Genomic DNA, 25,745 nt, shown 5'->3' with positions numbered 1-25,745 from the left:
GGTGCACGGACCGAGGACCATGTCGGTGGACGGCAAAAGACGCTAAGCTGTCGGTCGATGATGTCGCGAGTCACTCTTTTGGCCCTGACGACGACCTTTTTTCTCGGCCTCGGCGCGTGCGGGGGGAGCTCGGCGCCCCCGCCCAAGACGGAGGAGGTCCCCATCAACACGGAGTCGGCGCGGCGCGAGGCCAAGCGCCCCGATCCCGAGGTGGGGGAAGATGTGACCCAAGCGGCCGCCCCGCCGGCCGCCGCGAGCCCCCCGCCGGCTGCCGAGCCGAGTGCCCCCAGCGCGCCGGCGACGGCATCGTCCGGCAAAGGGAGCGGCGGGAAGACTTCGAAGGGCACCGCAGCGGCGTCGAGCGGCTCCGGCGGTGGAGCGCGCGGCGGCAAAGGGGAGCTCTCGAAGGCGGAGTGCGATCAGCTGATGGACCGCTACATCGACGTGGTGGTCACCGGCGATGGCGCGCCGCTCAAGGGCATGTCAGGCAAGGAGCTCGAGCAAGCGCGCGGCATGATCAAGGCGACGGTGGCGCAGGATCCGAACTTCGTCGGGTTCAAGAGCGCGTGCTACCGCGATCTGTCGAAGGCGCAGTTCGCCTGCGCCATGAAAGCGCGGGCCACGGAGGAGTTTCAGAATTGCATCCGATAGTGGAGTAGGATGCCGCAGGTCCAGCGCCCGCGGTCGCCGCGGGTGGTGGATGGCAGCATCCGGTCCGCAGCGGTGCGGACGACTTTCAACCCGGAGGTGCGCCGCGGCGCCCGACTTTGAAACGCAGAGGTTCCGATGAAACGCGCTGGATTGGCTGTTCTCGTCGTAGGTTCCCTGGGGGTTTCGATGGCGCTCTCCGCCTGCGGAGGCTCTTCGGCGCCACCTGCTGCGCCGGCGAGCAGCGACACGTCGACCTCGTCGGCCGCGGCCCCCTCGGAGGACGCGGGGGCGCCGGCGCACGAAGCGGAGCCCGAGGTCACGACGAGCCGCGCGGTGTGCACCGGGCGCGATATCAACTTGGAGACGGCGCTCATCCAGAGGGTGTGCGAGATCGAGAACGAGAAGGATCCGAAGTACCGCGAGGTCAAAGACGTGCTCGAGGTGAAGGCGCTCGCCGGCAGCACCAAGGTCACCCCGGGCTCGCACCTCGACATCGTCGTCACCTATGTGAACAAGGGCAAGCTGCCGCTCTCGCTCGACTTCCTCATCGACCCCGTGCCGCGCTTCAGCGTGGAGGCCTATGACGCCAAGCGCGGCAAGCGCGTCGATCTGCCCAAGGGCGAGCCGCCGCCCCCGCCCAAAGATGCCACCGAGCGCACGCCGGCCACGCGCGGCACCGCGCGGGTCATCGTGAGCCCCTACGGAACCGCGCGCGTCAAGCTGGGTTGGGACGCGGTGCGTACGAAGTGGGCGCCCGAGAAGTACAAAGGTACGCCGCTCGAAATGGGCTATCCGACCAAGCCGGCGGGTCCGCTGCCGCCCGGGAAATACCAGCTCCACGTCATCACGCCGCTCCTGCACGTGATGGAAGGATCGGAGCACGAGCTCACGTCACCGAAGATCGATATCGAGGTTGGAAAGTAGTGACCCGCGCCATCTTTTTTGGAACACCTGGTTTCTCGGTCCCCTGCCTGGAAGCGCTCACGTCGGTCGCGACCGTGGTGGGCGTGGTCTGCCAGCCCGATCGCCCCGTGGGCCGCGGGCTCACCCTCACGCCGCCGCCGGTCAAGGCGCGCGCCTTGGAGCTCGGCATCCCGGTGGTGCAGCCGACCAAGCTCAAGACGGGCGCCTTCGGCGCGTGGGTGCGCGCGCAAGCGGTGGACGTGGCGCTGGTCGTCGCCTACGGCCGCATCTTACCCTCCGACGTGCTCGCGGGGCCGCGTCTGGGGTGCTTGAACGTCCACGCGTCGATCCTGCCCAAGTTCCGCGGCGCGGCCCCCATTTCGCGCGCCATCATGGCGGGTGAAACGGAGACCGGCATCACCCTCATGCAATTGGACGAGGGCATGGACACCGGCAACATGATCACGAGCTTTCCGACCACCATCGGCGAGAACGAGACCGCCGGCGAGCTCGCCGACCGCCTCGCCCAAATGGGCGCCGACGCCATTCGTTCGTGCTTCGCGCGCTACATCCGCGGCGACTTTCTACCCCAGAAACAAGACGATTCGCGCGCGACCCTCGCGCCCCCTCTGCGAAAAGAAGAGGGCAAAATCGACTTCACCCTCCCCGCCAAACGCGTCCACGATCACGTACGCGGCGTCAATCCATGGCCGGGGGCCTTCACCAAGCTGCGCGACGGAGAAGGCGGCAAGACCGTGAAGATCCACGCCACGCGCGTCTCCCCCGCGTCCCGCGAAGGCGCACCGCCCGGCACCGTCATTCTGGCCGACAAGACACACGTCGTGGTGGCCTGCGGCGAGGGCGCCGTGGAGCTGGTCACCGTGCAGCTCGAGGGCCGCAAAGCGGTGCGCGCCACCGACTGGTTCCTCGGCCGCGGGGTCGCGGAGAACGACGTGCTCGGATAACCGAGCGCTCGCGTGCGCGTCCCGCGCGACGGCACGCGCGGGGTCGTGCGGCGCTAACCCAGTTTGCTGCTGATGCGAATGGTGCCGCTCAGGGTTTTGTGCACGGGGCACTTTTCGGCGATTTCGAGGAGGCGGGTGCGTTCGGCTTCGCTCAAGTCGCCGTCGAGGAAAAGCTCGCGGTGGATGATGAAACCGTCGGCGGTTTTGTCGCCGCGCAGCTCGACCCGGATGTTGCGCAGGGGCACGTTTTTGCGCTCGGCGTACATTTTGACGGTCATGGAGGTGCAGGCACCGAGCGCGGCGAGGAGGAACTCGTGCGGCTCGGGGCCGGCGTCCTCTCCACCGAGTTCGGTCGGTTCGTCGGCATGAAGGAGGTGCGGGCCGATTTCGATGTTCTGTCGGAACTTCGCCGAATCGCCGAAGACGTTCACAGGACGCATACGCCGAATATAGGGGGCCGCAATCGGCCGTCCAAGAGCCAGAGCGCATCTGCCCGGGTGACCCGGCAGAACACAACCGCTCATCGCACGCGCGCACACCTGATGACGTAGCTTGCGGCTTCTCTCTGGCGCGATGGCCACAAAGGCTCCAACCTGTTGCGGCCGTGCCGAAGCGAACGTCGCGCCTCGAATCCGCCCCCTCTTCCATCGCCGATGCCAGCGTGCTCCCCGCGCGCCGCGCCATCCGCGACGACGGCGGAAATCCGCTCTCCGCGTTCCACGAGCCGGTGCGCACGTGGTTCGAGGGCGCGCTCGGCAAGCCAACTCGGGCGCAGGTCCTGGCGTGGGCCCCCATCGCGCGCGGCGAGTCCACCTTGCTCCTGGCGCCGACCGGCTCGGGAAAGACCTTGGCAGCCTTTCTCTGGGCCATCGACGCGCTGATGTGGACGACACCGCCTTCACCGCCAAAGTCCGGCAAGCGGAGCATCGTGCGCGCGCCGGCCAACGGGCTGGCACCATCGCCGCGACGCGGCATACGCGTGCTCTATATTTCTCCGCTCAAGGCGCTCGCCGTCGACGTTCAGAAAAATCTACGAACGCCGCTCTCGGGGGTGCTCGGCATCGCTCGGGAGCGGGAAACGGTCGTCCACGAGCCCACGGTGCTCGTGCGCACCGGCGATACGCCGCCCAAAGAGCGCGCGCAAATGCGCAGGACGCCGCCCGACATCCTCATCACCACGCCGGAGTCGCTCTACTTGATGCTCACGTCGGCCGCGCGCAGCATGCTGGCCGATGTCGAGACGGTCATCCTCGACGAGATCCACCAGCTGGTCCCGACCAAGCGCGGCGCGCACCTGGCGCTCTCCCTCGAGCGCCTCGAGGTGCTGCGCGAGAAGAAGACGCCCGTGCAGCGCATCGGCCTCTCGGCCACGCAGCGCCCGCTCGATGAGGTGTCGCGGCTGCTCGGTGGATTGCACGACGGCAAGCCGCGCCCGGTCACCATCGTCGATGCCAGCGAGCCGAAGCGAATCGAGCTTCGGGTCGAGGCGCCGCAAATGCCTCATATCGCGAGCTCCAATGGCGTCGGCGAGTACAAATCACCGAGCGCCAACGGCTCCAAGTCGGCGTCCAAATCCGAACACGCAAACGGTGGACCTCCGGGCCACAAGTCCGCCGCCAGCAGCGGACCGCAGACGGTCTGGCCCGAGGTGCACGAGCGCCTGCTCGGGTTGATCGCGCAGCATCGCTCCACCATGGTGTTCGTCAACAGCCGCCGCCTCGCCGAGCGACTGGCCGCCGCCCTCAACGAGCGCGCGGGGGCGGAGATCGCGCTGGCGCACCATGGATCGCTGGCGCTGGAGAAGCGCACCGCCATCGAGGACCGCCTCAAGTACGGCGAGCTGCCCGCCATCGTGGCCACCTCGTCGCTCGAGCTGGGCATCGACATGGGCGCGGTCGACTTGGTCGTGCAAATCGAGGCGCCGCCATCCATCGCGTCGGGCATCCAGCGCGTGGGCCGCGCGGGGCACACCGTCGCGGGCACCTCGACCGGCGTGCTCATCCCCAAGCACCGCGCCGATCTCCTCGCCTGCGCCGCCGCCAGCGCCGCCATGCGCGCGGGCGAGGTGGAGGAGACCTTCTACCCGCGCTCGCCCCTCGACGTGCTCGCGCAGCAGATCGTGGCCATCGTCGCCCTCGAGCCGACCACCGAGGGCGCGCTCTATGCGCTGGTGCGAAGGGCGGCGCCGTACGCGGACCTGCCGCGCTCGGCCTTCGACGGCGTGCTCGACATGCTCTCCGGGCGCTACCCCTCCGACGAGTTTGCCGGCCTTCGCCCGCGGCTCACGTGGGACCGCAAGAGCGGCAAGATCTCCGCGCGGACGGGCGCGCATGCGCTGGCCATCGCCAACGCCGGGACGATCCCCGACCGCGGCCTGTACGGCGTGTTCCTGAACGGCGGCGAAGGCGCCGGACGGCGGGTCGGCGAGCTCGATGAGGAGATGGTCTTCGAGCTTCGCCTGGGCGACGTGTTCCTCCTCGGCGCCTCCTCGTGGCGGGTGGACGAGATCACCACCGACAAAGTGCTGGTCTCGCCCGCCGCCGGCCACCCCGGAAAGATGCCCTTCTGGCGCGGCGATCGCGCGGGCCGATCGCACGCGTTCGGCGCGGCCATCGGCGAGCTGACCCGCCTCATGGCCAAGCTCGCGCCCGACGCGGCCGCCCTGCGCCTGGAGAAGAAGCACGGGCTCGACACGGCGGCCGCCCAGGCCTGCGTGCAGTACGTGCGCGATCAGCTCGACTTCGCCGGCGAGGTCCCGAGCGACAAAGCGCTGGTCATCGAGCGCTTCGTCGACGAGGTGGGCGACTTCCGCATCTCCATTTTGAGCCCCTTCGGCTCGCGCGTACACGCGCCGTGGGCCACGTGCGTCATCGCGCGCCTGCGCGCCGAGCACGCCGGCGAGGCCGACGTCATCTACAACGACGACGGCATCGTCTTTCGCGTGACCGGCACCCACGAGCCGCCGAAGAGCGAGCTCTTTCTGCCGCCCTCCGAGAGCGTCGAGGAGCTGATCACCGGCGCGCTCGGCCAGAGCGCCCTCTTCGCGGCGCGCTTCCGCGAGAACGCCGCGCGCGCCCTCTTGCTGCCGCGGCGCCAGATCGGCAAGCGCACCCCGCTCTGGGCGCAGCGCCGCCGCGCGCGCGATCTGCTCAGCGTGGCCGCGCGCTTCCCGAGCTTCCCCATTTTGCTCGAGACGTACCGGGAGTGCCTGCGCGACGTCTTCGACTTGCCGGGCCTCATCGACGTGCTCCAGCGCATCGAGACGCGAAAGATGCGCGTGGTGACCATCGACACCGATCGCCCCTCCCCGTTCGCGGCGTCGCTCTTGTTCATGTTCGTCGGCAACTTCATGTACGAGAACGACGCGCCGCTGGCCGAGCGCCGCGCGCAGGCGCTCACCATCGACCATGTGCAGCTGCGCGAACTGCTCGGCGAGGACGAGCTCCGCAAGCTGCTCGACCCCGAGCTGGTGCGCGAGCACGAGCAGTACCTGCAGCACCTCACCTACCCCGCGCGCCACCTGGACGGGCTGCACGATCTCTTCCTCGCGGTGGGCGATCTGACCTTGAGCGAAGTGCACGCCAGGGTCGACTCCAGCATCGACGCCGACACCGTTCGCGCGTGGCTCGAGGAGCTGGTGAACAGCCGCCGCATCATCGCCGTGGAGATCGCGGGCCAGAAGCGCTACGCGGCCATCGAGGACGCGTCGCGCTTGCGCGATGCCGTCGGCGTGGCGCTCCCGCGCGGCATCGCCTTCGAGCTGCTCGACCCGGTGGCCGATCCGGTCGGCGATCTGGTGGCCCGCTACGCGCGCACCCACGGCCCGTTCACCGCCGATGCGGTGGCCGAGCGCTTCGGTTGGGGCCCCGCGGTGGCCATCGTGACGTTGGAGCGCCTCATCGGCGAGGGCCGGGTGGTGCAGGGCGCCTTCACCGTGGGCCGCGAGGAGATCTCCGAGTACTGCGACGCCGAGGTGCTGCGCGCCCTGCGGCGCAAGGCGCTCGCGCGTCTGCGGCGCGAGGTGGAGCCGGTCGACGCCGACGCGCTCGGGCGCTTTCTCCCCGCGTGGCAAGGGGTCGGCCGCCGGCGCCGCGGCCCCGAAGCGCTGCTCTCGGCCATCGCGCAGCTCGAAGGGTGCCCCATCCCGGCCTCCGTGCTCGAGAGCGAAATCCTCCCGGCGCGGGTCGAGGGCTTTCGCCCCTGGGATCTCGACGCCCTCTGCGCCTCGGGCGAGGTCACGTGGGCCGGCGTGGAGTCGCTCGGCGCAAACGACGGCCGCATCGCCCTGTATTTGGCCGAGAACGAGCCCTTGCTCGCCCTCGCGCGCACGCCCTGCGAGGGCAAGGTGCACCAGCGCATCCGCGACTATTTGAACCGCCGCGGCGCCGTCTTCTTCAAGGACATCGCGCGCGAGCTCGGCGGCTTCCCCACGGAGCTCAAAGACGCTTTGTGGGACATGGTGTGGGCGGGCGAGATCACCAACGACACCCTCGAGCCGCTGCGAAGCTTGCAGAATGCACGCGCCTCCGAGGAGCGCCACCGCCACCGCCGCGGCTCCTTCGGCGGCACCCCCGGCACCGAAGGCCGCTGGTCCTTGCGCACCTCGTCCGCGCCCGACACCGCGAGGCGCGTCGCCCTCGCCCGCGCCCTGCTCGAACGCTACGGCGTGGTCACCCGCGAGGCGGTGCAAGCCGAGCGCATCACGGGCGGCTTCTCCGCCGTCTACGACGTGTTCAAGGCCATGGAGGAGGCGGGCAAGATCCGCCGCGGCTACTTCATCGCCGGGCAAGGCGCGACCCAGTTTGCCCTGCCCGGCGCCGACGATCGCCTCCGCAGCTTTCGCGCGACCGAGGACGAGCCGCGCTGCTTCATCCTGGCGGCCACCGATCCGAGCAACCCCTATGGCGCCATCCTGCCCTGGCCGGCCGCGCCCGACACGGCCGACAATCGGACGAGCCCCAAGAGGATCGCGGGCGCGTACGTGATCGTGTACGACGGAAAGCTGGTGGGCTACCTCGCGCGCAGCGCCGACTCGTTGATGACATTCCTCCCGTCGCACGAACCCTTGCGCGGCGCGGCCGAGCGCGCGCTGGTCGAGGGGCTGGGGCGCTTGGTCGATTCCGGGCAGCGCAAGGTGCTGTTCATCACGACCATCGACGGAGCGTCGGCCAACGCCAGCCCGATGGCGAGCGCCTTCACCCGCGCCGGCTTTCGTTTTACGGGCCTTGGCTTCATGCGCCGCCGCACCCTCGAGGTCGACGGCGAGGAGAACGCCTGATGGGCAACGGATCCCCTCCGGGGAAGCCGATCGCGGGCGGTTCGCGCGCCGAGACGCTCATCGACGAGATGAAGGCGGAGTTTCCCACCTTTGAAATTTTGAAGAAGCGTCATAACCGGCTGCAGCGCGCCATCCACCGCGCGCTCCTGGTCCTCACACTGGGCCGGATGCGAACCTACCTGACACAATACCATACCGTTCTCTTCGGAAAACTGTGGGTACCAGATAGCTTCGACACGATGAGCGATGCCGATCGCTACATCCTGCTCCGCCATGAGCGAGTCCACCTCAGGCAGCGGGCACGCATGGGGGACATCACCATGGCGTTCGTCTATCTGATTCCCTTCTTCCCGCTCGGTCTTGCCTATGGACGCGCACGCATCGAGTGGGAGGCTTATACCGAGACGATTCGGGCTACTTATGAAGTCTTTGGGTTGCCGTCCGCCAAGCTGCTACGAAAGCACATCGTCGACCGGTTCGTCGGTCCGGACTACGGCTGGATGTGGCCCTTCCGCCGCATGGTCGGCCGCTGGTTCGACGAAGTCATCGCGGATTTGGCGGCCGAGTCCAGCGGTTCTTGCTAGCGTACGAGCTTCCGATGTCGGCAGCTCGAAGATCGCGTAACCAAGGCGGCGCCAACGTCGTCTTTCTCGCGCTGGTGGGCGTGGCCACGCTCCTCTTCATCGCGACCATCCACGTCGTGTTCATGCGCGCGCCGGTCGAGAAGACCATGGGCATCGTGCAGAAGATCTTCTACTTCCACGTCCCCAGCGCCTACTCGATGTACATCGGCGCCTTCGCCTGCTTCCTCGGCTCGGCGGCCTATCTCATTCGCCCCACCGACGGACGCGACGCCCTCGCGCGCGCGGGCGCGGAGCTCGCGGTCGTCTTCGGCGCCATCGTGCTGACCACCGGCCCGCTCTGGGCGGCCAAGGCGTGGGGCTACTACTGGACGTGGGACCCGCGGCTCACGACGTCGCTGCTCTCCGTGCTTATTTATGTCGCATACTTGGTCCTTCGCGCCTTCACGGGCGACGGCGAAGGCGAGCGCCGGTTTGCAGCCGCTCTCGGCATCCTTGGCGCGGCCAATTTGCCGATCATCCACTTCAGCGTGCAGAAGTGGAGCGGGCAGCACCCGGCGGTCATCACGGGCAAGGGCGGCGGGCTGGCCGATCCGAACATGAAGCTCGCGCTCATGTTGAGCTTTCTCGCCTTCACCCTGTTTGCGATTGCCCTTTTGTGGGCAAGGGTCCGACTCGAAGTCGCCAAAAATCGCCTCGCCCGCTGCGAGGAAGACGCCATCGATCTCGGCCTCGACGATCGTGACGATGCCGACGCCGAACCATACGCCCACACGTCGAACGCGGCCTCTTCCTCCGCGTCTTCTTCCGAATCTTCTGAGAAACCGGCTGCCAGGACCGAAGCATGATCGAGCAATCCCAGAGCGCGCAGGGCGCTCCGAACGCACCCACCTCGGACCACAGCTCGGCCCCCAGCGCGGGCGCAAAAGACACAGCCGACACGCACGGCACGCAGTTTCAAGCCGTCGATGGCGGCGGCGAAACGCGCAGCGGCGAAACGCTGCTCGTGGAGGCCTACACGGTGCTCTGGGTCATCCTCATGGGATGGCTTCTGCTGCTCTGGCGAAAGCAGGCGTCGCTGAATGCACGCCTCGACGACTTGGACCGCGTCCTCGACAAGGCGGCCGCCAATCTGAAGGCCAAATCGAAACCGGCCGCAGGCTCTACGGCGTCGTAGAAGCAGCGGCCGGGGCATCGCCGACGTCGCGCGTCGACGGAAGATGAAACCCACAGGAAGGTGGGAAGACGGGAAGAGAGAGAGTTCCTCGAGGCGGGAAGTTACGGGAAACCCCGAGAAATCTTCCCGCCTTCCCCCCCTCCTGTGAACGTTGTCGGCGGTTGTGCGGCTCCGATCGGCGAGCTCGTCGGCTCAGGCGACCTTGACGGTGGTCAGGATCTCGGTCGACTGACGCCCCGAGCCCGGGGATTCCTCCATGGTGACCCGAACAGGGCGCTCGCTCACCGTGATGAGGTGCGTGCTGGACGGCGACCGCATGGTCGGAGGGACCTCTTCGTCCTCTTCCTCGGCCAAGAACCCCGCCGCGCTCACGAGGTCCACATGCGAGGTAAAGCCGCCGATGTCGAAGGTGCCGGACGTCGCGCTGCTCGCAGTCGTAGCGGGCGGGAACGGCAAGGTCGCTCGGGAGCTGACGGGCTCCGAAAGGACCGGTTGGGAATCGAAAGGCTCGTAGCTCGGTACTTCGTCGAAATGACCGTCGAAGTGGACGGCCGCGAGAGCGGCCTCATACTCCGCCAGTTCCTCGGCGAGGGCGGTGGCAGTGAGAGTAGGTGGGAGCAAGTCGACAGAGTCGAAGTGGCCTTCGGACATCGCAGTCCAAGGAACTGCGAGAAACGATCCAAGATGACATTTACGTGAATTCAGCCATTTCCGAAGTGACGCCTCCCAGTGGTCTTAAAGTGCGCGTGCAAATCGGAACGCCTGACCGAAGCCCACGACCGGCCGGAGCGCAAACCTTCTAACGTGGCCCTCTCTTGGACCACGCGTACATCCGTTGCAACCAGGCGCACATCGTTCCAGACATGAGACAAAAATTTCATGACCCCTGACCACCTCATTTTCATCCCCGGCGTTCTCCTCATCGGAATCGTGCTCGGGTACATGTTCGGCGTACGCGCAGCCCGCGCAGACATGGAACGCCGACGCCAACGCGCACGCGAGTAACCACGAAAGAACGCGAAGGAAGTCGAAAGAAGCGCGAGCCCCACGCACCACGACGACGACGTCACCACGACGACGACACGAGCGACACGAGCGACACGAGCGACACGAGCGACACGAGCGACACGAGCGACACGAGACGGAGGAGCGAAGCATGATCGATTTCGAGCTGACCGAAGAACAGCGCGCCCTGATTGACACCGCGCGTCGTTTTGCCCGCGAGCGCATCATCCCGGTTGTAGCCGAGTGTGATCGCGAAGCGCACTTCCCACGTCCCATCTTCGAGGAGGCGTGGAAGATCGGGCTGGTCAACCCGACGCTTCCGAGCGAGTACGGCGGACAGGGTCTCTCCGACGTGGACTCCTCGTTCATCACCGAGGAGCTCGCGTACGCGTGCACGGGCATCCAGACGAGCATGACGGCGAACACCCTCGCCCTCACGCCCATCAAGCTTGGCGGCACGGAGGAGCAGAAGAAGAAGTACCTCGGCTGGCTCGCCTCCGAACAAATCTTGGCCAGCTACGCCACCACGGAGCCGGCCGCAGGGAGCGACGTCGCCGGGATCCAGACGCGCGCGGTGAAGGACTCGGCCGGCGGCTATGTCCTCAATGGCACCAAGTGCTGGATCACCAACGCATCGCTCGCGAGCTTCTACACCATCTTCGCCACGGAGAACCCCGACCTGCGCCACAAGGGCATCGGCGCCTTCATCGTCCACCGCGACGCGCCGGGGCTGAGCATCGGCAAGCACGAGGACAAGATGGGTCAGCGCGCGAGCGACACCTGCCAGGTGGTGCTCGAAGACGTGCGGGTGCCGGCCGCGCAAGTGCTGGCGGCCCCCGGCCACGGCTTCAAGCTGGCGATGGAGACCTTCAACCAGACGCGCCCCGACATCGGTGCCATCGCCGTCGGCCTGATGCGCCGCTGCCTGGACGAAAGCGTCGCTTACGCCAAAGAGCGCAAGACCTTCGGCGTGCCCATCGCGCAACACCAGATGGTGCAAGCCATGATCGCGGAGATGGCCATCCGCATCGAGGCGACGAGCCTCCTCGTGCGCAAGGGAGCCTGGAACCTCGACAAGGGCATCCGCAACCCCATCGTCTCCAGCTACGCCAAGGCCTTCGGCGCCGACGCCGCCATGCAATGCGCGCTCGACGCCGTCCAAATCTTCGGCGGCAACGGCTACGTAAAGGATTACCCCGTCGAAAAACTGATGCGCGACGCGAAGGTCCTTCAAATCTACGAGGGCACGAGCCAAATCCAGCGCATCATCATCGCCCGTCACGCACTCGGCGGCGGTTGATGGCCGCATCGGCGGCACGCGTCGCATCGGCGGCACGCGTCGCATCGGTGGGGCGCGTCGAACCGACGGGGCGCGTCGCATCGGTGGGGCGCGTCGAACCAGCGGGGCGCGTCGAACCGGCGGCACGCGTCAAATCAGCGGGGCGCGTCGCATCGGCGGCACGCGTCGAACCGGTGGGGCGCGCCGAATCAGCGGGGCGCGTCGAACCGGCGGCACGCGTCGCATCGGTGGGGCGTGTCGCATCGGCGGCTCGCGTCGCATCGGCGGCTCGCGTCGCATCGGCGGGGCGCGTCGCATCGGCGGCACGCGTCGAACCGGCGGCACGCGTCGCATCGGCGGTGCGCGTAGAACCGGCGGCACGCGTAGAACCGGCGGCACGTGTCGCATCAGTGGGGTGTGCGTTCTTCCGTGCGATGCGTCTTTCTTCGGCTCGAGCTGGGGGTTTGGCGCTCGCACGGTTGTTCCGCGTACGCACGGGCGCCTCGTGTTCTGCGGGTTCAGGGGCTTCCGCGATGGCCGCGGCGATGACGATGACCGCGGCGGCGGCGACGATGATGATGGCGGCGGGCTGCGGCGGGAGCGCGCGCGATGTGGTGGCCGAATCGCGCGACGTGCGCGGCGTGGATCCGCACGATGCGCCTGCGCCGCAGGCGCCGAAAGACGGATATGAGTTCGTCGCACGCCGCCCGCTCGCCAGCGTCGCACTGGCCGAGGGGCGTGGGCTATCGCGCGATCTTGCCGAGCGGGCGACCAATACAGTGGCCGATGCGCTTCAGCGCTGTGCGTCGGATTTGGTTCCGCAGCGCAAGCTCGTACGCGGAGCCGCGCGGGTGGTGGCGTTGATTGGAGCCGACGGGAACCTGACGGGGTTGCAGGTGAAGGTGGCGCCGGGTGCGGACGTGGCTGCAAACGCCATTTTGTGCTTCATTGCGCCCATCAAGAGCCTGACATTTCCAGCCTCGAACCCCGACGCGGGGAGCCTCCAGCGGGGTATTGCGCTGGAGGCGGCGTGGGGGCCTTAGAGGTTCGTGCCGGGAGAGAGTCTTCCGGCGAGAGCCTCGATGTGAATATCGATATTGAAGTAGTAGGTCGCGTTCTGCTTCGTTTTTTCGTCGATCGTCTCCATGACGTCGTAGTTATGACCGTCGATGAACTGAAGGCGCTGTAGCTGAGGCTCCGCGCCGAGCATACGAAGAATGAAGTACTCCTCCTTGATCCTGACGACGTGCCAAGCCGTGGCTGGGCTCTTGCCATCGTGCCCTGCCGTGATCGACGACAGCAGGCCGAGCTCGACGAACCGATGAAACTCGGCCAAGTCGCGGTGGCCGAGCTGCTTGTGAGCATGTTTCAACAGCCGATGCGCGCCGAGGTCGATGAAGTCCCGTTCGATGAATGCATCGCATCGAGCGATGATGGTCTCCGCGTCGCCTTTCTTCACGGCCGCGAGCATCTCCTTCTCGAGCACCGACAGCTCGTCCACGTCCCGCTTGCTCTTCGGATAGCTCGCGCTCCTCAGATATGCGACGCGAAGCTCCCTGAAGTCCACGTTGCGATCACCCGCGCGAATACGGGCCACCCTTTCCTCGTACGTCTCATACGTCGTCCCCCGAATTGCCAACGCGGATGGCCCCGTCGCGACGGCGCCAGGCGCAACGGATACCGCCGCGGCCGGAGGAGGCACCCCGTTCTCGGCTCGGGGAGCATGCGATTTCGCAGCATCGCAATGGACGAGCAAAATAAAGCACAACGGATGAACGAGGTGGAGGCGCATGGTTCTCTCCGCGCACACGAACGCCGCCGATTGCGGCGACGCCCGACCAAGTATGCGTCGCGCAAACGGTGCCTGCAGGCAAAAAAGAGCGCCCACATTCACTACCCGGCAACCACCATGGCCACGCGTACGATCAGTCACCTTACGACATCGCAAAACACGATATTGCAACTCATCCGATCTCCCTTTATCGCGAGTCCATGATTCAATCGATGTCGGCCTGGCCACCAACGCGATTCTTCGCCTGCAGACGAGGGCAACATACGTCCCTCATCGGCGGCGAGCGTTTCGCGATCCGCCGCGCGCCACCTGGTCTACGGGCCAGATCGATTGGCCGGCTCGCCGTTTTCAAACCCCGACGCTTGGCCTACGACGAGCGGCGCCTGAGACGTCCGGACGCCCGCGTGGTAATTGCTGCAAAACTGGAAGGTGCCACTCGAACCGCGGGTACGCGGCCGCACTACCTGTTGGGAAATGCTATCGAAATAAATCTTTTAGCCGCCCGTATCGTTCGAGAGGTGCTGGAATCCATCGAAACATTGCGTAACTTTGCCGTTGTTCATCATACGGATCGTATACAGCGTGGCATTGACGCATCCTCGTCGAAGTAGATTGGGTGATACGCCGCCGATACCGCTGCGGGCGCGATACCCGGCTCGATATCCCACTCCAAAACAGAGCAACCGGCATACAGCGCAACCCCAAGCGCGATTTCGCCCGTAGGCGGCGCCGCGATCGAATCACGCGCGCGAGCTCAGGCGTTTCGAGCTGGACACCATCCTTTACACGACACACGACACGATTTGGCCGAGGATGTATTCGGCCAGAAACGCGACGAACCGCGCACCATGAATGCGGAAGAAGCCGACCCGCTTCGTGCCGCTTCCCCCATGGGCACTTGCATGGGCACTTGGCTCGTTTTCGAGTGACGCTTCAACCGCTTTCGGCCGGCGTGCTGGCCGGTGCACATCGAGCGCAGCTCTGCCAACGATAAACACGCGATGCTGGCGACCATTGAACGTTTTGCGTCCGGGTGCTGCATTGAACATAATGACGACCGATGCGGGAGCCGCTCCAAGTTGGCCGCTATTCGCTCCTCGTCGAGCTCGCGTCCGGCGGCATGGCCACCGTGTATTTGGGGCGCGCGCATGGTGCGGCCGGATTTGGACGCACGGTCGCGATCAAACGCCTTCACGCTCATTTTGCGCGTGATCCCAAATTCGTTTCGAGTTTCATCGACGAGGCACGTTTGGTGGCACGGGTACAGCACCCCAACGTGGTGCCGACCCTCGACGTCGTCGAGCAGAACGGGGAAATCTTTCTCGTTCTCGAATACGTGCAGGGCGACTCGTTGGCGGCGCTGCTTCGTGCGTCCGCGCGCCGGAATCAATTGATTCCCATTCCCATCACCCTTTCCCTGACCCTGGGGATGCTCAACGGACTGCATGCTGCCCACGAGGCCACGGACGAGCTCGGGCGTCCGCTGGACATCGTCCATCGTGATATGTCACCTCAAAACGTGCTCATTGGCGCCGATGGTGTCGCGCGCGTGGTCGACTTTGGTGTGGCCAAAGCCTCGAGGCGCATTCAAGAAAGTACGAGCCAGGGTCAGCTCAAAGGGAAGATCCCTTATATGGCACCCGATCAAATCGCAGGCTCGGTGACCCGGCAATCCGACATCTACTCGGCGGGTGTCGTGCTCTGGGAGACGCTCACATGCCGGCGTTTGTTCTGCCAGGAGCACGAGCTCGCCCTCTTTCAGGCGATCTTGACATCCGACTTTCCGCCTCCATCAGCCATCAACCCCGACGTACCGCCGGAGGTCGATCGGATCGTGCTGAAGGCGCTCGCAGCAAATGTGAACGAGCGGTACGCCACCGCCCGTCACATGGCGGAGGACATCGATGAATGCATGGATTTGCCGTCATCGATGAAAGTCGGCCAATGGGTGGAAAACACCCTGGGGACCGCGCTCGTCGCACGGCGAAAGCTCGTTTCCGAGGTGGAGCGGGGCAGCGTCACGCCGCACGATCTCGATGCGCTCCAGTGGCTCGCGGATTCGACCGTACGGGTACCGCACGAAACGCAGCTTCCGTATCAGAGGACGTGCCGGATCGATTACACGACGCCAGTGCTACGCGCGACACCGGCTCCGACCGCGCCGGCACCAAAGCGCGGTGGCGCGGTCGTCGCCGTGCGAGCCTCGAGCACGTTTGCATGGGTTCTCGTCGGTGTGAGCCTGCTCGTCGCAGGAAGCTGCGCAAGCGTGAGCATCTTCGGGCAGGGTCCCAAAGGGGGCGTGGACGGGGGGTACGACAATACCTGGTACCGGCTGATTCATGACTGGCCTGCATTTACCAGAGACCCTGAAGTCCGCTTTCGCAAGGCCAGGCCCAAAGCAGCGGAATCTCCGGCCGAGCGAGATTCTTCTCGGTGGGACGAACCGTCGAACCTTGAGCGGGCCCGCCCAGAAGCTGCCGATTCGGGTCCAGGAATCCCCACGCTGAAGATGCTACCCAGCGCGTCGCCGGTGCTTCGACCTGGACCGCAAGAACACCCCGAAAAATAAATTCGAATCAGTCTTCGGTCTTAGATTGAAAAAACGCAAACTGCACGCGCTTCTCGGGGGCATGGTGCGTGACGCCCGGGATGCCGCTGGTGCATCGGACGCCATCGTGATCGCGGCCGAGGCCGGACCATGGTTGACCGGGGCGCAGCGGGGACACTTGAAAAAACGCTCCAGGTGCTGTTGTTTTTGTTGGCGTCCTGCTCGTCGGCGGCGATGGTGGCCGCCGTTTCCTGGGGCGCGGTGCGGACGAGCGCAGGGTGTCGAAGTTCGGAATTGGCGCGGTGACCGCTGAGGGTATGGACGGCTTTCGCCCTCAGCGCCCTCGCCAAATGACCAATTACATCCATCGAAGATGGGATACGTTCCCGATCGTGGGGGCCGGGGTTCGCGTGGCTCCGATTACGCGATGACGGGGAGCCCAGAGACGGCCTTCTTCGAGCGCGACGTGAAGCGTCTCGTCGCGGCCGATGCCGCCAGGTAGGGGGAAAGGACCATAAGAAGCGTTGGTGACGGCGCAACATCGAGCCACGTCGCCGGTTATGGCCCAATATCGATAAAGGCAGCTCACGCGCGATTCGAACGCATCGGGCGACGCGACATTTACTCACCTTACATCAGAATGAGCGAAACGCGCGACTGTAGAAGCGCGCGTCGAATGTGAGGGGGAACCATGATGAAATCGAATTTCGTTCGTGCGGGTATTCTCGGGCTCTTTGCCATGTCATTCGGGGTCGCGGGTTGTGCTTCGGGGGACTCGGGGAGCTCCTCGAGCGACGAGCTGCAAGGCGATCAAATCACACAAGATCCCAGCGCAACCGGGGATTTCTCATCGGCGTCGGCTCATTCGGGCCGCGCCATTGCCGCGACACTCAAAATTGGTAAGCCCAATGGGCTCGCCGATTACGCCGAGAACCTCTTCGTCTCCGACACCACTCCGCTTCCCTCCGCAGGCGGAGACTTGGCGGAGAGCCTCGTGACGGCGAATTTGGGTGATCTGCTCAAGGCGGGCGTCGCCAACGCGTCGACCAAGAGCACGAGGTGGGGCACGCTCTCGCGGGCGTCGGTCGCCAACGCGGCCCTCTTCGGCGGGTACTCGGGCGGCCTGCTCGGCGATGTGCTCGGCGATAGCGGACATGGTGGAACGGTGAGCATCGACCTGCGTCAGCTCTTGAGCGATCTGGGCGTGTCGGACACCGTGAATCAACTCTTCGGCAAGGGCGGTCTGCTCGAATTGGGCATCCGCGCCGATGTCGTGGAGGAGGACGCGCGAGCGTGGTGCGACGCCAAAAACCGAGCCCACTCGTCCGCGGGGGTGAAGATCCTCAACCTGAGCGTCAACGGCCGACCCATCTTGGTCACCCAGGAGCCGAACCAGACAATCGATCTCGGCATCGCCAAAATCGTCATCAACGCCCAAGAGAAGAGCGAGGGCGGCGCGCGCATCGACGCGGCGGCGCTCCAAATCACCGTGCTCGACGTCATCGACCTCAAGGTGGCACGCGCCGCCGCCGGCGTGGTGTGCATCACCACGTGACGATGTAGCGCATCGAGCGCATAAACGCGCCGGCGCACCAAATATCATCTCTCCGTGGGCCGCTGGAGCTGCTCGTCGTTCCAAACGCCAAGCTAGCTCCACGCCCTGCCGCCCTGCCTCTCCTCCCCGGCCAGGCGCGCGGCGCTGGGCATTCGCGGGCTGCTCGAGCACGACGATGATGTTGGCTGCGCTGGACGATGCGGAAAGAACTATCAGCCCCATTCGCCAGGCGAACGCGTAGAAATAGAAGTCTGAGCGGACGATCGTCCATCGTCCGCGCGGACGTTTGAACGTCCGCTGCCTAGCTGACGGACCCGCCGATGATGGCAGCCCCGCGAAGCTGACGCACGAGCGGGCGGCGACTTTGAATCGTCGAGGATGCTTTGTGTCCGTATCGGCAATCCCGCGGGCACTCGGGACCCATGCTCGAGCCCCGGTACGAACACGACCGTGATCGCCTTCGATCGATCCAAGAACCTCGAATTGGCGTGGAACGTCGCGGGTGCAGCTGCCGCCGCGCAGCAAATCACGCCACAGATCGGCGCGATGAAAACACATTTGGCGTTGCACGCCACCGGCATCGTCGTAAAGTTTGCGCTGGCGGCGAGTGATGACGGCAGTAAATGTGATAACGAGCTGGCAAGAGCTCCGGGTGACGTCGTCCGCGCGGAGGCTGGTCGAGCGCTTTTATGAGGCATGGAACGCGGCCGATGAAGATGCGGCCCGCGCGATCTTGCATACCGACGTTGTCTTTCAGGCCTCGCGCGGGGCGCCGCGCACGGGCCATGAGAGCTTTTTCGCGTACATGCGCGCCATTCACACGGTGCTCGGCGAGTGCGCGTGCACCATTGACGAAATGGTCGCCACGGCGGAGCGCGCGGCGGTGAAGGTGACGCTCACCGCGGTTCATCGTGGCGTCTTTCTCGGCGTGCCGCCGACCGGTCGCAAACTCCATTGGCCCGGGAGCGCGTTTTTTTCGATGGATGAGCAACGGATCACGAAGATTCGACTGCTCGGCGATATCGATGCGCTCAAAAAGCAGCTCGGCGAAGAACTCCGCCCATTCTCGCGGCCACCGCCACCGCCGCCGGCCGCGCCCCTGCCGACCTCGAAAACGGGCGCCGGCGGCATGCGCCGTATCGCCATCCGCGCCGCCGCCGGCCGCGTCACCTTCGTTGACGTGGATGCGATCGACTGGATCGAGGCGGCCGAAAACTACGTCCATATCCATGTCGGCCCCACCGTGCACCTCTTGCACGCGCCCATCGGCACCCTCGAAAAGGCGCTCGACCCCGCGGCGTTCATTCGCGTTCATCGGTCGGCCATTGTACGCACGGCACGCATCGGGGAGCTCCGGGCCATCCGCCACGGCGAATACGAGATCCGATTGACCTGTGGCGCGCGTGTGCGCTCGAGCCGCACGTACCACGAGGCCATCAAGGCGCTCGCCTGGAATCCGTTTTGACGGATGCGAATGGAGGCAAAGAGCGTGGGCTGCGCCGCGGTGGTGGCGGCGCTCGCGCTCGCGCCCTCTGCGAGCCGGCGCCGGCGGGTCGGGCGCCAAAGACCGCGAACGGTCACGCCGTTCGCGCGACTCGTCAAATCGAGCTTGGCGATCCCGCGGCAAACGACGAATGACAGAAACCATGCAAACAATGCTAGGAAAATCGCTACTCGTGTTCTTTGCCGCCGCTCTCGGCGCAGCAGGCTGCAGCGATGGCGCGGGTGAGGGCACCGCGGTTCAGACGAGCCCGCTCTACAATGCGCCCATCGATACCGATCACCCCTTCGACGTTGGGGTGTGTGCCGGAAGGTTGAATACCGATCCGAAATATGGCGAGATCGGCTCCTGCGCCGGCCCCGGGCTGGGCGTACCGGGCGGATTCAATATCCGAGCGAGCGGCACATTGGTGGCGCCCAACCTGGTGCTGACCGCGCGCCACGCGTTTCGAAAGCTTGAGCCGCCGCCGCCCACCCCCTTCGACTGCAGCTACGGGCTCGGCGCCATGTGGTTCCCCGAAGACGGAATTCGCATTACGACGACCCACTCCACGATCGTCGATCAACCCACTTGGATCAAAGTGGAAAAGATCATCGAGCCCGCGGGCAACTTCGGGTGTACCGATGATCTCGCGCTCCTTCAGCTCGACCACGACATTTGGGACGTCGAGCCCGCGTGGGTCGATCTCCGGCACGACCTGGGCACGTCGCCGCCGCGCGATGGTAAGCTGGCGGTCGTGGGGCGTGGGGCGGTCGCACCGACGGACCTGGGCGGATTGCTGCGGCGATATCAGCGCGATATGAGCTTCACGTGCGCAAAAGCGCCATGCGAGCTTCGTTATCCGTTCGACGGGCAGACGCTCTCCCTCCAGATTCGCGACGGGATGATCGCCTTTGGCGCCGGCCTCCTCGGAGGGGATTCGGGATCGGGCGTGCTCTTGAACGAATCGTTCGACACGCGGCCCACCGTCGTCGGTGTCTCCACCATTTCCCTCCGGACCGAGAAGGGCTTTCCCGTGCATAGCGTGGGCATCGCCCTGCATCCGCACCGCGAATGGATCGCCCGCGCCGCACGTGAGGCGGCGCGCGCGGGCCACTATCGGGCGCCGCGCTGGGCGCGTGACTGTGCGGACGGCACAGACGGCACGGACGAAACGGCCCTCGACGATCGGCCGTAACACATGAACGGTCGCCGTTGCGCCCACGTGCGAACGGTCTCATAGAACGAACGCACCCTATGGCCGCCGTGATTGCGAAGTTCAACAGGCGGGGGATTTACGGCGGCGGAGCTCTGCCCTCGTCACCAGCTCAGCGAGGTACGCATGTTCGCTGCATTGGAGTTCGATCATGCTCTATTCCAACCGCAAATTCGATGGATCGTCGTGGAGTGCGACCACTTGGCACGCAAATGCGGCGGGCCAATTGCCGTGTCGCCTCGACATGATGTCGCCTATTTCGTCCATCGGCAGACGGCAGCCGATGATGCGAGATGTTTTGCGGACTTCAAGAACCGCGAACGCGGCGGAGTGCTCGACGATGAGCTGCGTAATTTGCTGAACGCCGTCGCGCACAAAGAGGTCCCCTCCCGGCACTTCGCGTATCCCTGGGATCATCAGCTCATGGCCGGGCTACCCCTGCAATGGGCCGTGCTGGAATGGTCGGGCAACGAGAACGAGAGCTGTACCCGCGTCGATGCCGCATACTTCGTCGACCCCGAAACGGCCGAGCGAGATGCGCGCGTATTCGCGACGATGCGGGATCGACATTTAGTGGCTCGGGCAACGGATTGGCTTCAAGCTCGCTAGTTTGAAATGGAAAAAGGCCGGAAGGGAAAAACCCTTCCGGCCCATTGGACCTACCTGCGAGCTTTCACGAGCGCCGCAAAGGCGGCGTGCGTCGGAGCGTACTACTTGACGGCGGCAGCAGCCTTCGTCGCGCCCGCGGCAACCGCAGCGCCGAGCGCCTTGAACGCGCCCGCGACGATCAGGAGGATCGCAACGAGGAGCAGTCCGTACTCGACCGTCGTCGCGCCTTTTTCGTCCTTGACGAGCTTCATGATGTCGGTGGTGTTCTTCATAGGAATTCTCCTGGTTGTTGGCGTTCGTTGGGGGGGCGTCTTTTTGGGACGGTAAACTTTGGGGAACGTGCGCTCGGCTCTTCACCGTGTCGCGTCGTTCGAAAAGGTCTATTACACGCTCCGTGCCAGCCGTTTCGTGGCATCGAGCCGCCGGGCGCAGCGAGCGCACCAGCGACGTAACCATTCGAAATAATTACTATTTTGCCTCAAGACCCATTTCGGACGAAAACGAAATTCGTTCGTTCGAGCTGGACCTCCTCGCGTTCATTGACCGGACCTGCGATTCGATTCCATCGCTTTGGTCAACGCGCGCCAGGGCGACCAACGCCGCGCCTTCCCCTGCCACCGGCGCCCCATTTTGCGTCCGCACTGCCCCTTTGCCCCTCGCCCGCGCCTTGCGGCCTCGAGCAACGGCGGCGAGGGACTCGCCCGGTAGCCCTATGGCAACCGGCCGCCGAGCGCGCCGAGATCCGATCCCAGCGCGCTCCCAGCCTTCTCGACCAGATCCGGTGGTTGCGCCCGGTCCAGCATGCCGCAGGCTGCGAACGGCGGCGTGTGGGGATCCGATCCGGCCGCGACGTAAATGCCAATCCCGCGCCCGCGGGGACCCCCATCCGGCCGCGACGCAAATGCCAATCCCGCGCCCGTGGGGGATCCCGATCCGGCCGCGAGGTAAGTGCCAATCCCGCGCCCGTGGGGATCCCGATCCGGCCGCGAGGTAGATCCGAGTGACGAGGGGGTCGCCGAGCTGCGCAAGGAGGTGCTCGAACGGCTTCCACGGTGAGTTCCATTTTCGTGGTCATGTTCCAGCCTCCAAGTCGCTGCTACGCTCACGCGCGGCGATGGCGGAAGACCTTCGGACGAGCGCATCGGCGGGGGCGCCACGGTATGCGCGGGCGTGCGATGCTTTTGCCTTCGTGTGCCTCTACGGGCAAGGTGTAGCGGCTCTCGTTCTTCTGCCGGATTCGGCTTGGTCCCATTTTACGGACCCGGCGTACCTTGCCATTGCATCCGCTGGAATCGTCGTCGCGCTCATCACGATTCTTCGAATCCATGGTCTGCGCTGGTCGCGAGCCGAACAGATCCTCCTTGCAATGTTCCTCTCCGGAATGCCGCTCGTGTACCTGGCGAGTGGCGTCCAAAGCGGACAGCTTTCTGGACTGCCCGTCGAGTTTCTCGGCTTGGCGCTGTTTGCTACCCTCGCCGTGCTCGGCCTGCGGTACTCGCCGTGGTTTACCGTCGGAGGCATCTTCGCCCACGGTCTACTTTGGGACACGTGGCACTACCAACCGGCAACGATGGTTCCTGCTTGGTACGCGGCCGCCTGCGCCATCGTCGATGTGGGATTCGGTTTGTACGCAATGATTCAGATCATGCTGAGCCGCGCACGCCACGAGCGGCCATCGTCGCGCTGAGTCGGTACGAGCGACCTCGAACACGAGCGAATGCCCCTCGGGCTTGGGCGGCGATATCTGCATCCCACCCCGCGCGCCCACGCCCCCCACGCCTCGCGCCGCGCGCTTTTACGCCTCGCCCGCCACCGGCGCGCCATTCTCCGCCCGCACCGCCCTTTTCACGCGCGCCTTGCGCGTCTCGAGCAACGGCGCCAAGTACCGCCCCGTATACGACGCCGCCACCCGCGCGACCGCCTCCGGCGTTCCCTCGGCGAGCAACGTCCCCCCCCGAGCCCCGCCTTCCGGCCCGAGGTCGATCAGCCAATCCGCGCACTTGATGACGTCCAGATTGTGCTCGATCACGACCACCGTGTTCCCCGCATCGACGAGCCGCTGCAACACGGCCAAGAGCTTCTGAATATCGTCGAAATGGAGCCCCGTGGTCGGCTCGTCCAGCACGTAGAGCGTGCGCCCGGTCTGCACTTTGCCGAGCTCGCGGCTCAACTTCACGCGCTGCGCCTCGCCGCCGCTCAACGTGGTCGCCTGTTGCCCGAGCTTCATATACCCGAGCCCCACCTCGACCAATTTGTCGAGCACGCGCGTCAGCGCGGGAAACGCCTGGAAGTGCTCGCGGCACTCTTCGATGCTCGACTCGAGGACGTCGTGGATCGACTTTCCCTTGAATCGCACTTGCAACGTCTCCGCGTTGTAGCGCTTCGTGTCGCAGGCCGAGCACGGCACATAGACGTCGGCCAAAAAGTGCATCTCCACTTTGACCATGCCGTCGCCGCCGCAGGACTCGCAGCGCCCGCCCTTTACATTGAAGCTGAATCGCCCGGCGCCATAGCCGCGCGCGCGAGCGTCGGGCAGCTCGGCGAAGATCTCGCGGATCATGTCGAACGCCTTGGTGTACGTGCCGGGGTTGGAGCGCGGGGTCCGCCCGATCGGCTTTTGATCGATGGCGATCACTTTGTCGAAGGCGTCCAAGCCCAGGATCGCCTCGTGCGCGCCGATGGGATCGGCGCTGTCGTGGAGCGCGTGCGCCAGCGCCGGTAGCAAAATGCCGTTCACGAGCGAGCTCTTGCCCGCGCCGCTCACCCCCGTGACCGCCGTGAGCACGCCCACCGGAATTTTCACGTCGATTCCGCGCAGGTTGTGCTCGCGTGCGCCCTTGACCTCCAGCCATGCGCGCGGTGTGCGCCGATCCTTGGGGACCTCGATGCGGCGCTTGCCCGAGAGGTACAAGCCCGTGAGGCTCTCGCTCGCCATCAGCTCGTCCGGGGTCCCGCTGAAGGTCACGCTGCCGCCCAGGAGGCCCGCGCCGGGGCCGAAGTCGACCACGTGATCCGAGGCCATGATCGTCTCGGCGTCGTGCTCCACGACAATGACGCTGTTGCCCAGATCGCGCAAGCGGTGCAAGGTCGCGATCAAATGCGAATTGTCGCGCGCGTGCAGCCCGATGCTCGGCTCGTCGAGCACGTACATGACGCCGGATAGCTCGCTCCCCAGCTGGCTCGCCAGGCGAATGCGCTGCGCCTCGCCGCCGCTCAAGGTGGTCGCTTTGCGATCCAAGGTGATGTAGTCCAGCCCCACGTCGAGCAAGAAGCGCAGACGGCTGCGGATCTCGAGCAGCGCGCCCGCGCTGATCTGCCGATCCGAGGGCGGGAGCACCATCGACTCGAAGTGCGCCGCGACCTCCGCGATCGTCTTCTCCGTGATCTCCGTGATGCCCTTGCCGGCCACCAAAACGAACAGGCTCTCGGGCCGCAGCCGCTTGCCGCCGCACGCATCGCAAGGGCGCTCACGCAAGTAGCGGCGGTACAGCTCGCGCGCGGAGTCGGAGGCCGTCTCGCGGAACTTGCGCTCGATGTTGGGGACGACGCCCTCGTACTTCATCGCCCAGGTGCCGTGGCTGGTGGAGCCCTCCTTGCCCCAGCGGATGGCGATGCGCTCCTCGCCTCCCCCGTAGAGGATGGCGTGTTGCTTGGCCTTGGGGATCTTCTTCCACGGGATGTCGAGGTTGACGCCGAAGGCCTTGGCCACGCCGTTGATGATGCGCGCGGTCCAGCCCTCCCCGCGCGCCATGGCCGTGGCCCACGGGGCGATGGCGCCGTCGCGGATCGAGAGCGAGGGGTCCGGGATGATGAGCGCCGGGTCGACCTCGTCGCGCATGCCCAAGCCGTTGCACGAGGGGCACATGCCGAGGGGCGAGTTGAAGGAGAAGCTCTGCGGCGAGAGCTCGGGGAAGGCGATGCCGCAGCACGAACGCGATTCGCTGAAGAGGACCTCGCCTTTGCCGGTGTCGACGCGGAGCTCCCCTTTTCCTTCGCGGAGCCCGAGCTCGACGCCCTCGGCGATGCGCGCCCGGTCTTCCGCCTTGAGCACGATGCGGTCGATCACCAGGTCGATGGAGTGCTTCTTCTTTTTGTCGAGCGCGGTGACGTCCTCGAGGCGCTCGATTTTGCCGTCGATGCGCACGCGCACGAAACCGCGGGCGCGAAGGTCTTCGAAGAGCTCGCGGTATTCGCCTTTGCGGTGGGTGGCTTGCGGCGCGTACAGGGTCACGCTGGTGCCCTCGGGGAGGGCCAGGATCTCGCGGGTAATGGCCTGCGCGCCCTGGGCGGCGACCTTCTTTCCGCACTTGGGGCAGTGCTGATCGCCCAGCTTGGCGTAGAGGACGCGGAGGTAGTCGTACACCTCGGTGATGGTGCCCACCGTGGAGCGCGGATTGGACGAGGCGCTCTTTTGCTCGATGGCAATCGTGGGCGAGAGGCCGCGCAGGTGATCGACCTTGGGGCGTTCCAGCTGACCCAAAAATTGCCGGGCGTAGGCGCTCAGGGTCTCGATGTAGCGGCGCTGGCCCTCGGCGTAGAGGGTGTCGAAGGCGAGGCTCGATTTGCCCGACCCACTGGGGCCGGTAAAGACGACCAGCTTGCGCTTGGGGACGGCGATTTCATCGATCTTGAGGTTGTGTTCGCGCGCACCGATGACCTGGACGAAATCCGGCTCTTTGGCGCTCTTCGTTCGATGTTTCAACATA

23 protein-coding genes are annotated in these 25,745 nt (G+C 65.8%); 17 read left to right on the top strand and 6 right to left on the bottom strand.

The window, feature by feature from the left end:
• The first annotated feature begins 57 nt into the window (after nt 1-57).
• The 3 genes from LZC94_06920 (at nt 58) to fmt (ending at nt 2,519) form a co-directional block, all read left to right on the top strand.
• Entirely contained in the window at nt 58-651 is a 594-nt protein-coding gene (locus tag LZC94_06920; GenBank protein ID WXB17000.1) for a hypothetical protein, read from the top strand.
• Nucleotides 652-786: 135 nt separating this feature from the next.
• Complete coding sequence (locus LZC94_06915) at nt 787-1,575, top strand: hypothetical protein (GenBank protein WXB16999.1); 789 nt, start codon at nt 787-789, stop codon at nt 1,573-1,575.
• Nucleotides 1,575-2,519, top strand: a complete 945-nt coding sequence (fmt, locus tag LZC94_06910; GenBank protein WXB16998.1) for a methionyl-tRNA formyltransferase — start codon at nt 1,575-1,577, stop codon at nt 2,517-2,519. Before LZC94_06915 ends, fmt begins: the two co-directional genes overlap by 1 nt.
• A 53-nt stretch (nt 2,520-2,572) precedes the next feature.
• Here fmt and LZC94_06905 read toward each other — a convergent pair whose 3' ends face one another.
• Entirely contained in the window at nt 2,573-3,100 is a 528-nt protein-coding gene (locus LZC94_06905; GenBank protein ID WXB16997.1) for an OsmC family protein, read from the bottom strand.
• Between the two features lie 23 nt (nt 3,101-3,123).
• On the opposite strand from LZC94_06905, the gene LZC94_06900 reads away from it, so the two are divergent.
• From LZC94_06900 to LZC94_06885, 4 genes are read left to right on the top strand one after another with little or no spacing between them, the layout of a single operon-like run.
• Nucleotides 3,124-7,797, top strand: coding sequence for a DEAD/DEAH box helicase (locus tag LZC94_06900; GenBank protein WXB16996.1), 4,674 nt, complete (start codon nt 3,124-3,126; stop codon nt 7,795-7,797).
• Complete coding sequence (locus tag LZC94_06895) at nt 7,797-8,381, top strand: hypothetical protein (GenBank protein WXB16995.1); 585 nt, start codon at nt 7,797-7,799, stop codon at nt 8,379-8,381. Before LZC94_06900 ends, LZC94_06895 begins: the two co-directional genes overlap by 1 nt.
• A gap of 14 nt (nt 8,382-8,395) precedes the next feature.
• Entirely contained in the window at nt 8,396-9,226 is an 831-nt protein-coding gene (locus LZC94_06890) for a cytochrome c biogenesis protein (protein ID WXB16994.1), read from the top strand.
• Nucleotides 9,223-9,555, top strand: a complete 333-nt coding sequence (locus LZC94_06885; GenBank protein WXB16993.1) for a hypothetical protein — start codon at nt 9,223-9,225, stop codon at nt 9,553-9,555. Before LZC94_06890 ends, LZC94_06885 begins: the two co-directional genes overlap by 4 nt.
• Nucleotides 9,556-9,747: 192 nt before the next feature.
• Here the strand turns inward: LZC94_06885 and LZC94_06880 are convergent, their stop codons facing one another.
• Nucleotides 9,748-10,206, bottom strand: a complete 459-nt coding sequence (locus LZC94_06880; protein WXB16992.1) for a hypothetical protein — start codon at nt 10,204-10,206, stop codon at nt 9,748-9,750.
• Between the two features lie 505 nt (nt 10,207-10,711).
• Here LZC94_06880 and LZC94_06875 point away from each other — a divergent pair.
• Together LZC94_06875 and LZC94_06870 are read left to right on the top strand one after the other, a co-directional pair.
• A complete protein-coding gene (locus LZC94_06875; GenBank protein ID WXB16991.1) occupies nt 10,712-11,860 on the top strand; it encodes an acyl-CoA dehydrogenase family protein in 1,149 nt (382 codons plus the stop codon).
• A gap of 512 nt (nt 11,861-12,372) precedes the next feature.
• Nucleotides 12,373-12,882, top strand: coding sequence for a hypothetical protein (locus tag LZC94_06870; protein ID WXB16990.1), 510 nt, complete (start codon nt 12,373-12,375; stop codon nt 12,880-12,882).
• On the opposite strand, the gene LZC94_06865 is transcribed toward LZC94_06870, so the two are convergent.
• Nucleotides 12,879-13,802, bottom strand: a complete 924-nt coding sequence (locus LZC94_06865; protein WXB16989.1) for a DUF4919 domain-containing protein — start codon at nt 13,800-13,802, stop codon at nt 12,879-12,881. The genes LZC94_06870 and LZC94_06865 overlap by 4 nt on opposite strands.
• Nucleotides 13,803-13,831: 29 nt before the next feature.
• On the opposite strand from LZC94_06865, the gene LZC94_06860 reads away from it, so the two are divergent.
• A complete protein-coding gene (locus tag LZC94_06860) occupies nt 13,832-14,242 on the top strand; it encodes a hypothetical protein (GenBank protein ID WXB16988.1) in 411 nt (136 codons plus the stop codon).
• A gap of 171 nt (nt 14,243-14,413) precedes the next feature.
• On the opposite strand, the gene LZC94_06855 is transcribed toward LZC94_06860, so the two are convergent.
• Entirely contained in the window at nt 14,414-14,680 is a 267-nt protein-coding gene (locus LZC94_06855) for a hypothetical protein (GenBank protein ID WXB16987.1), read from the bottom strand.
• Nucleotides 14,681-14,691: 11 nt separating this feature from the next.
• Here LZC94_06855 and LZC94_06850 point away from each other — a divergent pair, with 11 nt between their 5' ends.
• The 6 genes from LZC94_06850 (at nt 14,692) to LZC94_06825 (ending at nt 21,039) form a co-directional block, all read left to right on the top strand.
• Complete coding sequence (locus LZC94_06850) at nt 14,692-16,200, top strand: serine/threonine protein kinase (GenBank protein WXB16986.1); 1,509 nt, start codon at nt 14,692-14,694, stop codon at nt 16,198-16,200.
• 670 nt (nt 16,201-16,870) lie between these two features.
• Nucleotides 16,871-17,734, top strand: a complete 864-nt coding sequence (locus LZC94_06845; GenBank protein ID WXB16985.1) for a hypothetical protein — start codon at nt 16,871-16,873, stop codon at nt 17,732-17,734.
• A 450-nt stretch (nt 17,735-18,184) separates the two neighbouring features.
• Nucleotides 18,185-18,427, top strand: coding sequence for a hypothetical protein (locus LZC94_06840; GenBank protein WXB16984.1), 243 nt, complete (start codon nt 18,185-18,187; stop codon nt 18,425-18,427).
• Nucleotides 18,345-19,199 carry an ester cyclase gene (locus LZC94_06835; GenBank protein ID WXB16983.1) on the top strand — a complete coding sequence of 285 codons (855 nt, stop codon included), beginning with the start codon at nt 18,345-18,347 and terminating at the stop codon, nt 19,197-19,199. Before LZC94_06840 ends, LZC94_06835 begins: the two co-directional genes overlap by 83 nt.
• Nucleotides 19,200-19,389: 190 nt before the next feature.
• Nucleotides 19,390-20,412, top strand: coding sequence for a trypsin-like serine protease (locus LZC94_06830; protein ID WXB16982.1), 1,023 nt, complete (start codon nt 19,390-19,392; stop codon nt 20,410-20,412).
• A 144-nt stretch (nt 20,413-20,556) separates the two neighbouring features.
• On the top strand, nt 20,557-21,039 hold the full coding sequence (locus LZC94_06825; GenBank protein WXB16981.1) for a hypothetical protein: 483 nt from the start codon (nt 20,557-20,559) through the stop codon (nt 21,037-21,039).
• A 101-nt stretch (nt 21,040-21,140) separates the two neighbouring features.
• Here LZC94_06825 and LZC94_06820 read toward each other — a convergent pair whose 3' ends face one another.
• Nucleotides 21,141-21,311, bottom strand: a complete 171-nt coding sequence (locus tag LZC94_06820; protein ID WXB16980.1) for a hypothetical protein — start codon at nt 21,309-21,311, stop codon at nt 21,141-21,143.
• An 842-nt stretch (nt 21,312-22,153) separates the two neighbouring features.
• Here LZC94_06820 and LZC94_06815 point away from each other — a divergent pair.
• Nucleotides 22,154-22,726 carry a hypothetical protein gene (locus LZC94_06815; GenBank protein ID WXB16979.1) on the top strand — a complete coding sequence of 191 codons (573 nt, stop codon included), beginning with the start codon at nt 22,154-22,156 and terminating at the stop codon, nt 22,724-22,726.
• Between the two features lie 108 nt (nt 22,727-22,834).
• On the opposite strand, the gene uvrA is transcribed toward LZC94_06815, so the two are convergent.
• Nucleotides 22,835-25,744 carry an excinuclease ABC subunit UvrA gene (uvrA, locus tag LZC94_06810; GenBank protein ID WXB16978.1) on the bottom strand — a complete coding sequence of 970 codons (2,910 nt, stop codon included), beginning with the start codon at nt 25,742-25,744 and terminating at the stop codon, nt 22,835-22,837.
• Between the last annotated feature and the right edge of the window lies 1 nt (nt 25,745).

The organism is Sorangiineae bacterium MSr11954 (assembly GCA_037157815.1).
Taxonomy (GTDB): domain Bacteria; phylum Myxococcota_A; class Polyangia; order Polyangiales; family Polyangiaceae; genus Pendulispora; species Pendulispora albinea.
Note: the sequence above shows the minus strand (reverse complement) of the source record. Positions and strands in the feature narration are given on the sequence as shown.

What these genes read in the sequence shown, in the direction of transcription:
- LZC94_06835 (WXB16983.1), top strand. Translation starts at nt 18,345, where the DNA reads ATGACGGCAGTAAATGTGATAACGAGCTGGCAAGAGCTCCGGGTGACG.
- LZC94_06875 (WXB16991.1), top strand. Translation starts at nt 10,712, where the DNA reads ATGATCGATTTCGAGCTGACCGAAGAACAGCGCGCCCTGATTGACACC.
- LZC94_06920 (WXB17000.1), top strand. Translation starts at nt 58, where the DNA reads ATGATGTCGCGAGTCACTCTTTTGGCCCTGACGACGACCTTTTTTCTC.
- LZC94_06850 (WXB16986.1), top strand. Translation starts at nt 14,692, where the DNA reads ATGCGGGAGCCGCTCCAAGTTGGCCGCTATTCGCTCCTCGTCGAGCTC.
- LZC94_06855 (WXB16987.1), bottom strand. Translation starts at nt 14,680, where the DNA reads ATGTTCAATGCAGCACCCGGACGCAAAACGTTCAATGGTCGCCAGCAT.
- LZC94_06830 (WXB16982.1), top strand. Translation starts at nt 19,390, where the DNA reads ATGCTAGGAAAATCGCTACTCGTGTTCTTTGCCGCCGCTCTCGGCGCA.
- LZC94_06825 (WXB16981.1), top strand. Translation starts at nt 20,557, where the DNA reads ATGTTCGCTGCATTGGAGTTCGATCATGCTCTATTCCAACCGCAAATT.
- uvrA (WXB16978.1), bottom strand. Translation starts at nt 25,744, where the DNA reads ATGTTGAAACATCGAACGAAGAGCGCCAAAGAGCCGGATTTCGTCCAG.
- LZC94_06815 (WXB16979.1), top strand. Translation starts at nt 22,154, where the DNA reads ATGGCGGAAGACCTTCGGACGAGCGCATCGGCGGGGGCGCCACGGTAT.
- LZC94_06890 (WXB16994.1), top strand. Translation starts at nt 8,396, where the DNA reads ATGTCGGCAGCTCGAAGATCGCGTAACCAAGGCGGCGCCAACGTCGTC.
- LZC94_06820 (WXB16980.1), bottom strand. Translation starts at nt 21,311, where the DNA reads ATGAAGAACACCACCGACATCATGAAGCTCGTCAAGGACGAAAAAGGC.
- LZC94_06880 (WXB16992.1), bottom strand. Translation starts at nt 10,206, where the DNA reads ATGTCCGAAGGCCACTTCGACTCTGTCGACTTGCTCCCACCTACTCTC.
- LZC94_06845 (WXB16985.1), top strand. Translation starts at nt 16,871, where the DNA reads ATGATGAAATCGAATTTCGTTCGTGCGGGTATTCTCGGGCTCTTTGCC.
- LZC94_06895 (WXB16995.1), top strand. Translation starts at nt 7,797, where the DNA reads ATGGGCAACGGATCCCCTCCGGGGAAGCCGATCGCGGGCGGTTCGCGC.
- LZC94_06915 (WXB16999.1), top strand. Translation starts at nt 787, where the DNA reads ATGAAACGCGCTGGATTGGCTGTTCTCGTCGTAGGTTCCCTGGGGGTT.
- LZC94_06870 (WXB16990.1), top strand. Translation starts at nt 12,373, where the DNA reads ATGGCCGCGGCGATGACGATGACCGCGGCGGCGGCGACGATGATGATG.
- LZC94_06885 (WXB16993.1), top strand. Translation starts at nt 9,223, where the DNA reads ATGATCGAGCAATCCCAGAGCGCGCAGGGCGCTCCGAACGCACCCACC.
- LZC94_06860 (WXB16988.1), top strand. Translation starts at nt 13,832, where the DNA reads ATGATTCAATCGATGTCGGCCTGGCCACCAACGCGATTCTTCGCCTGC.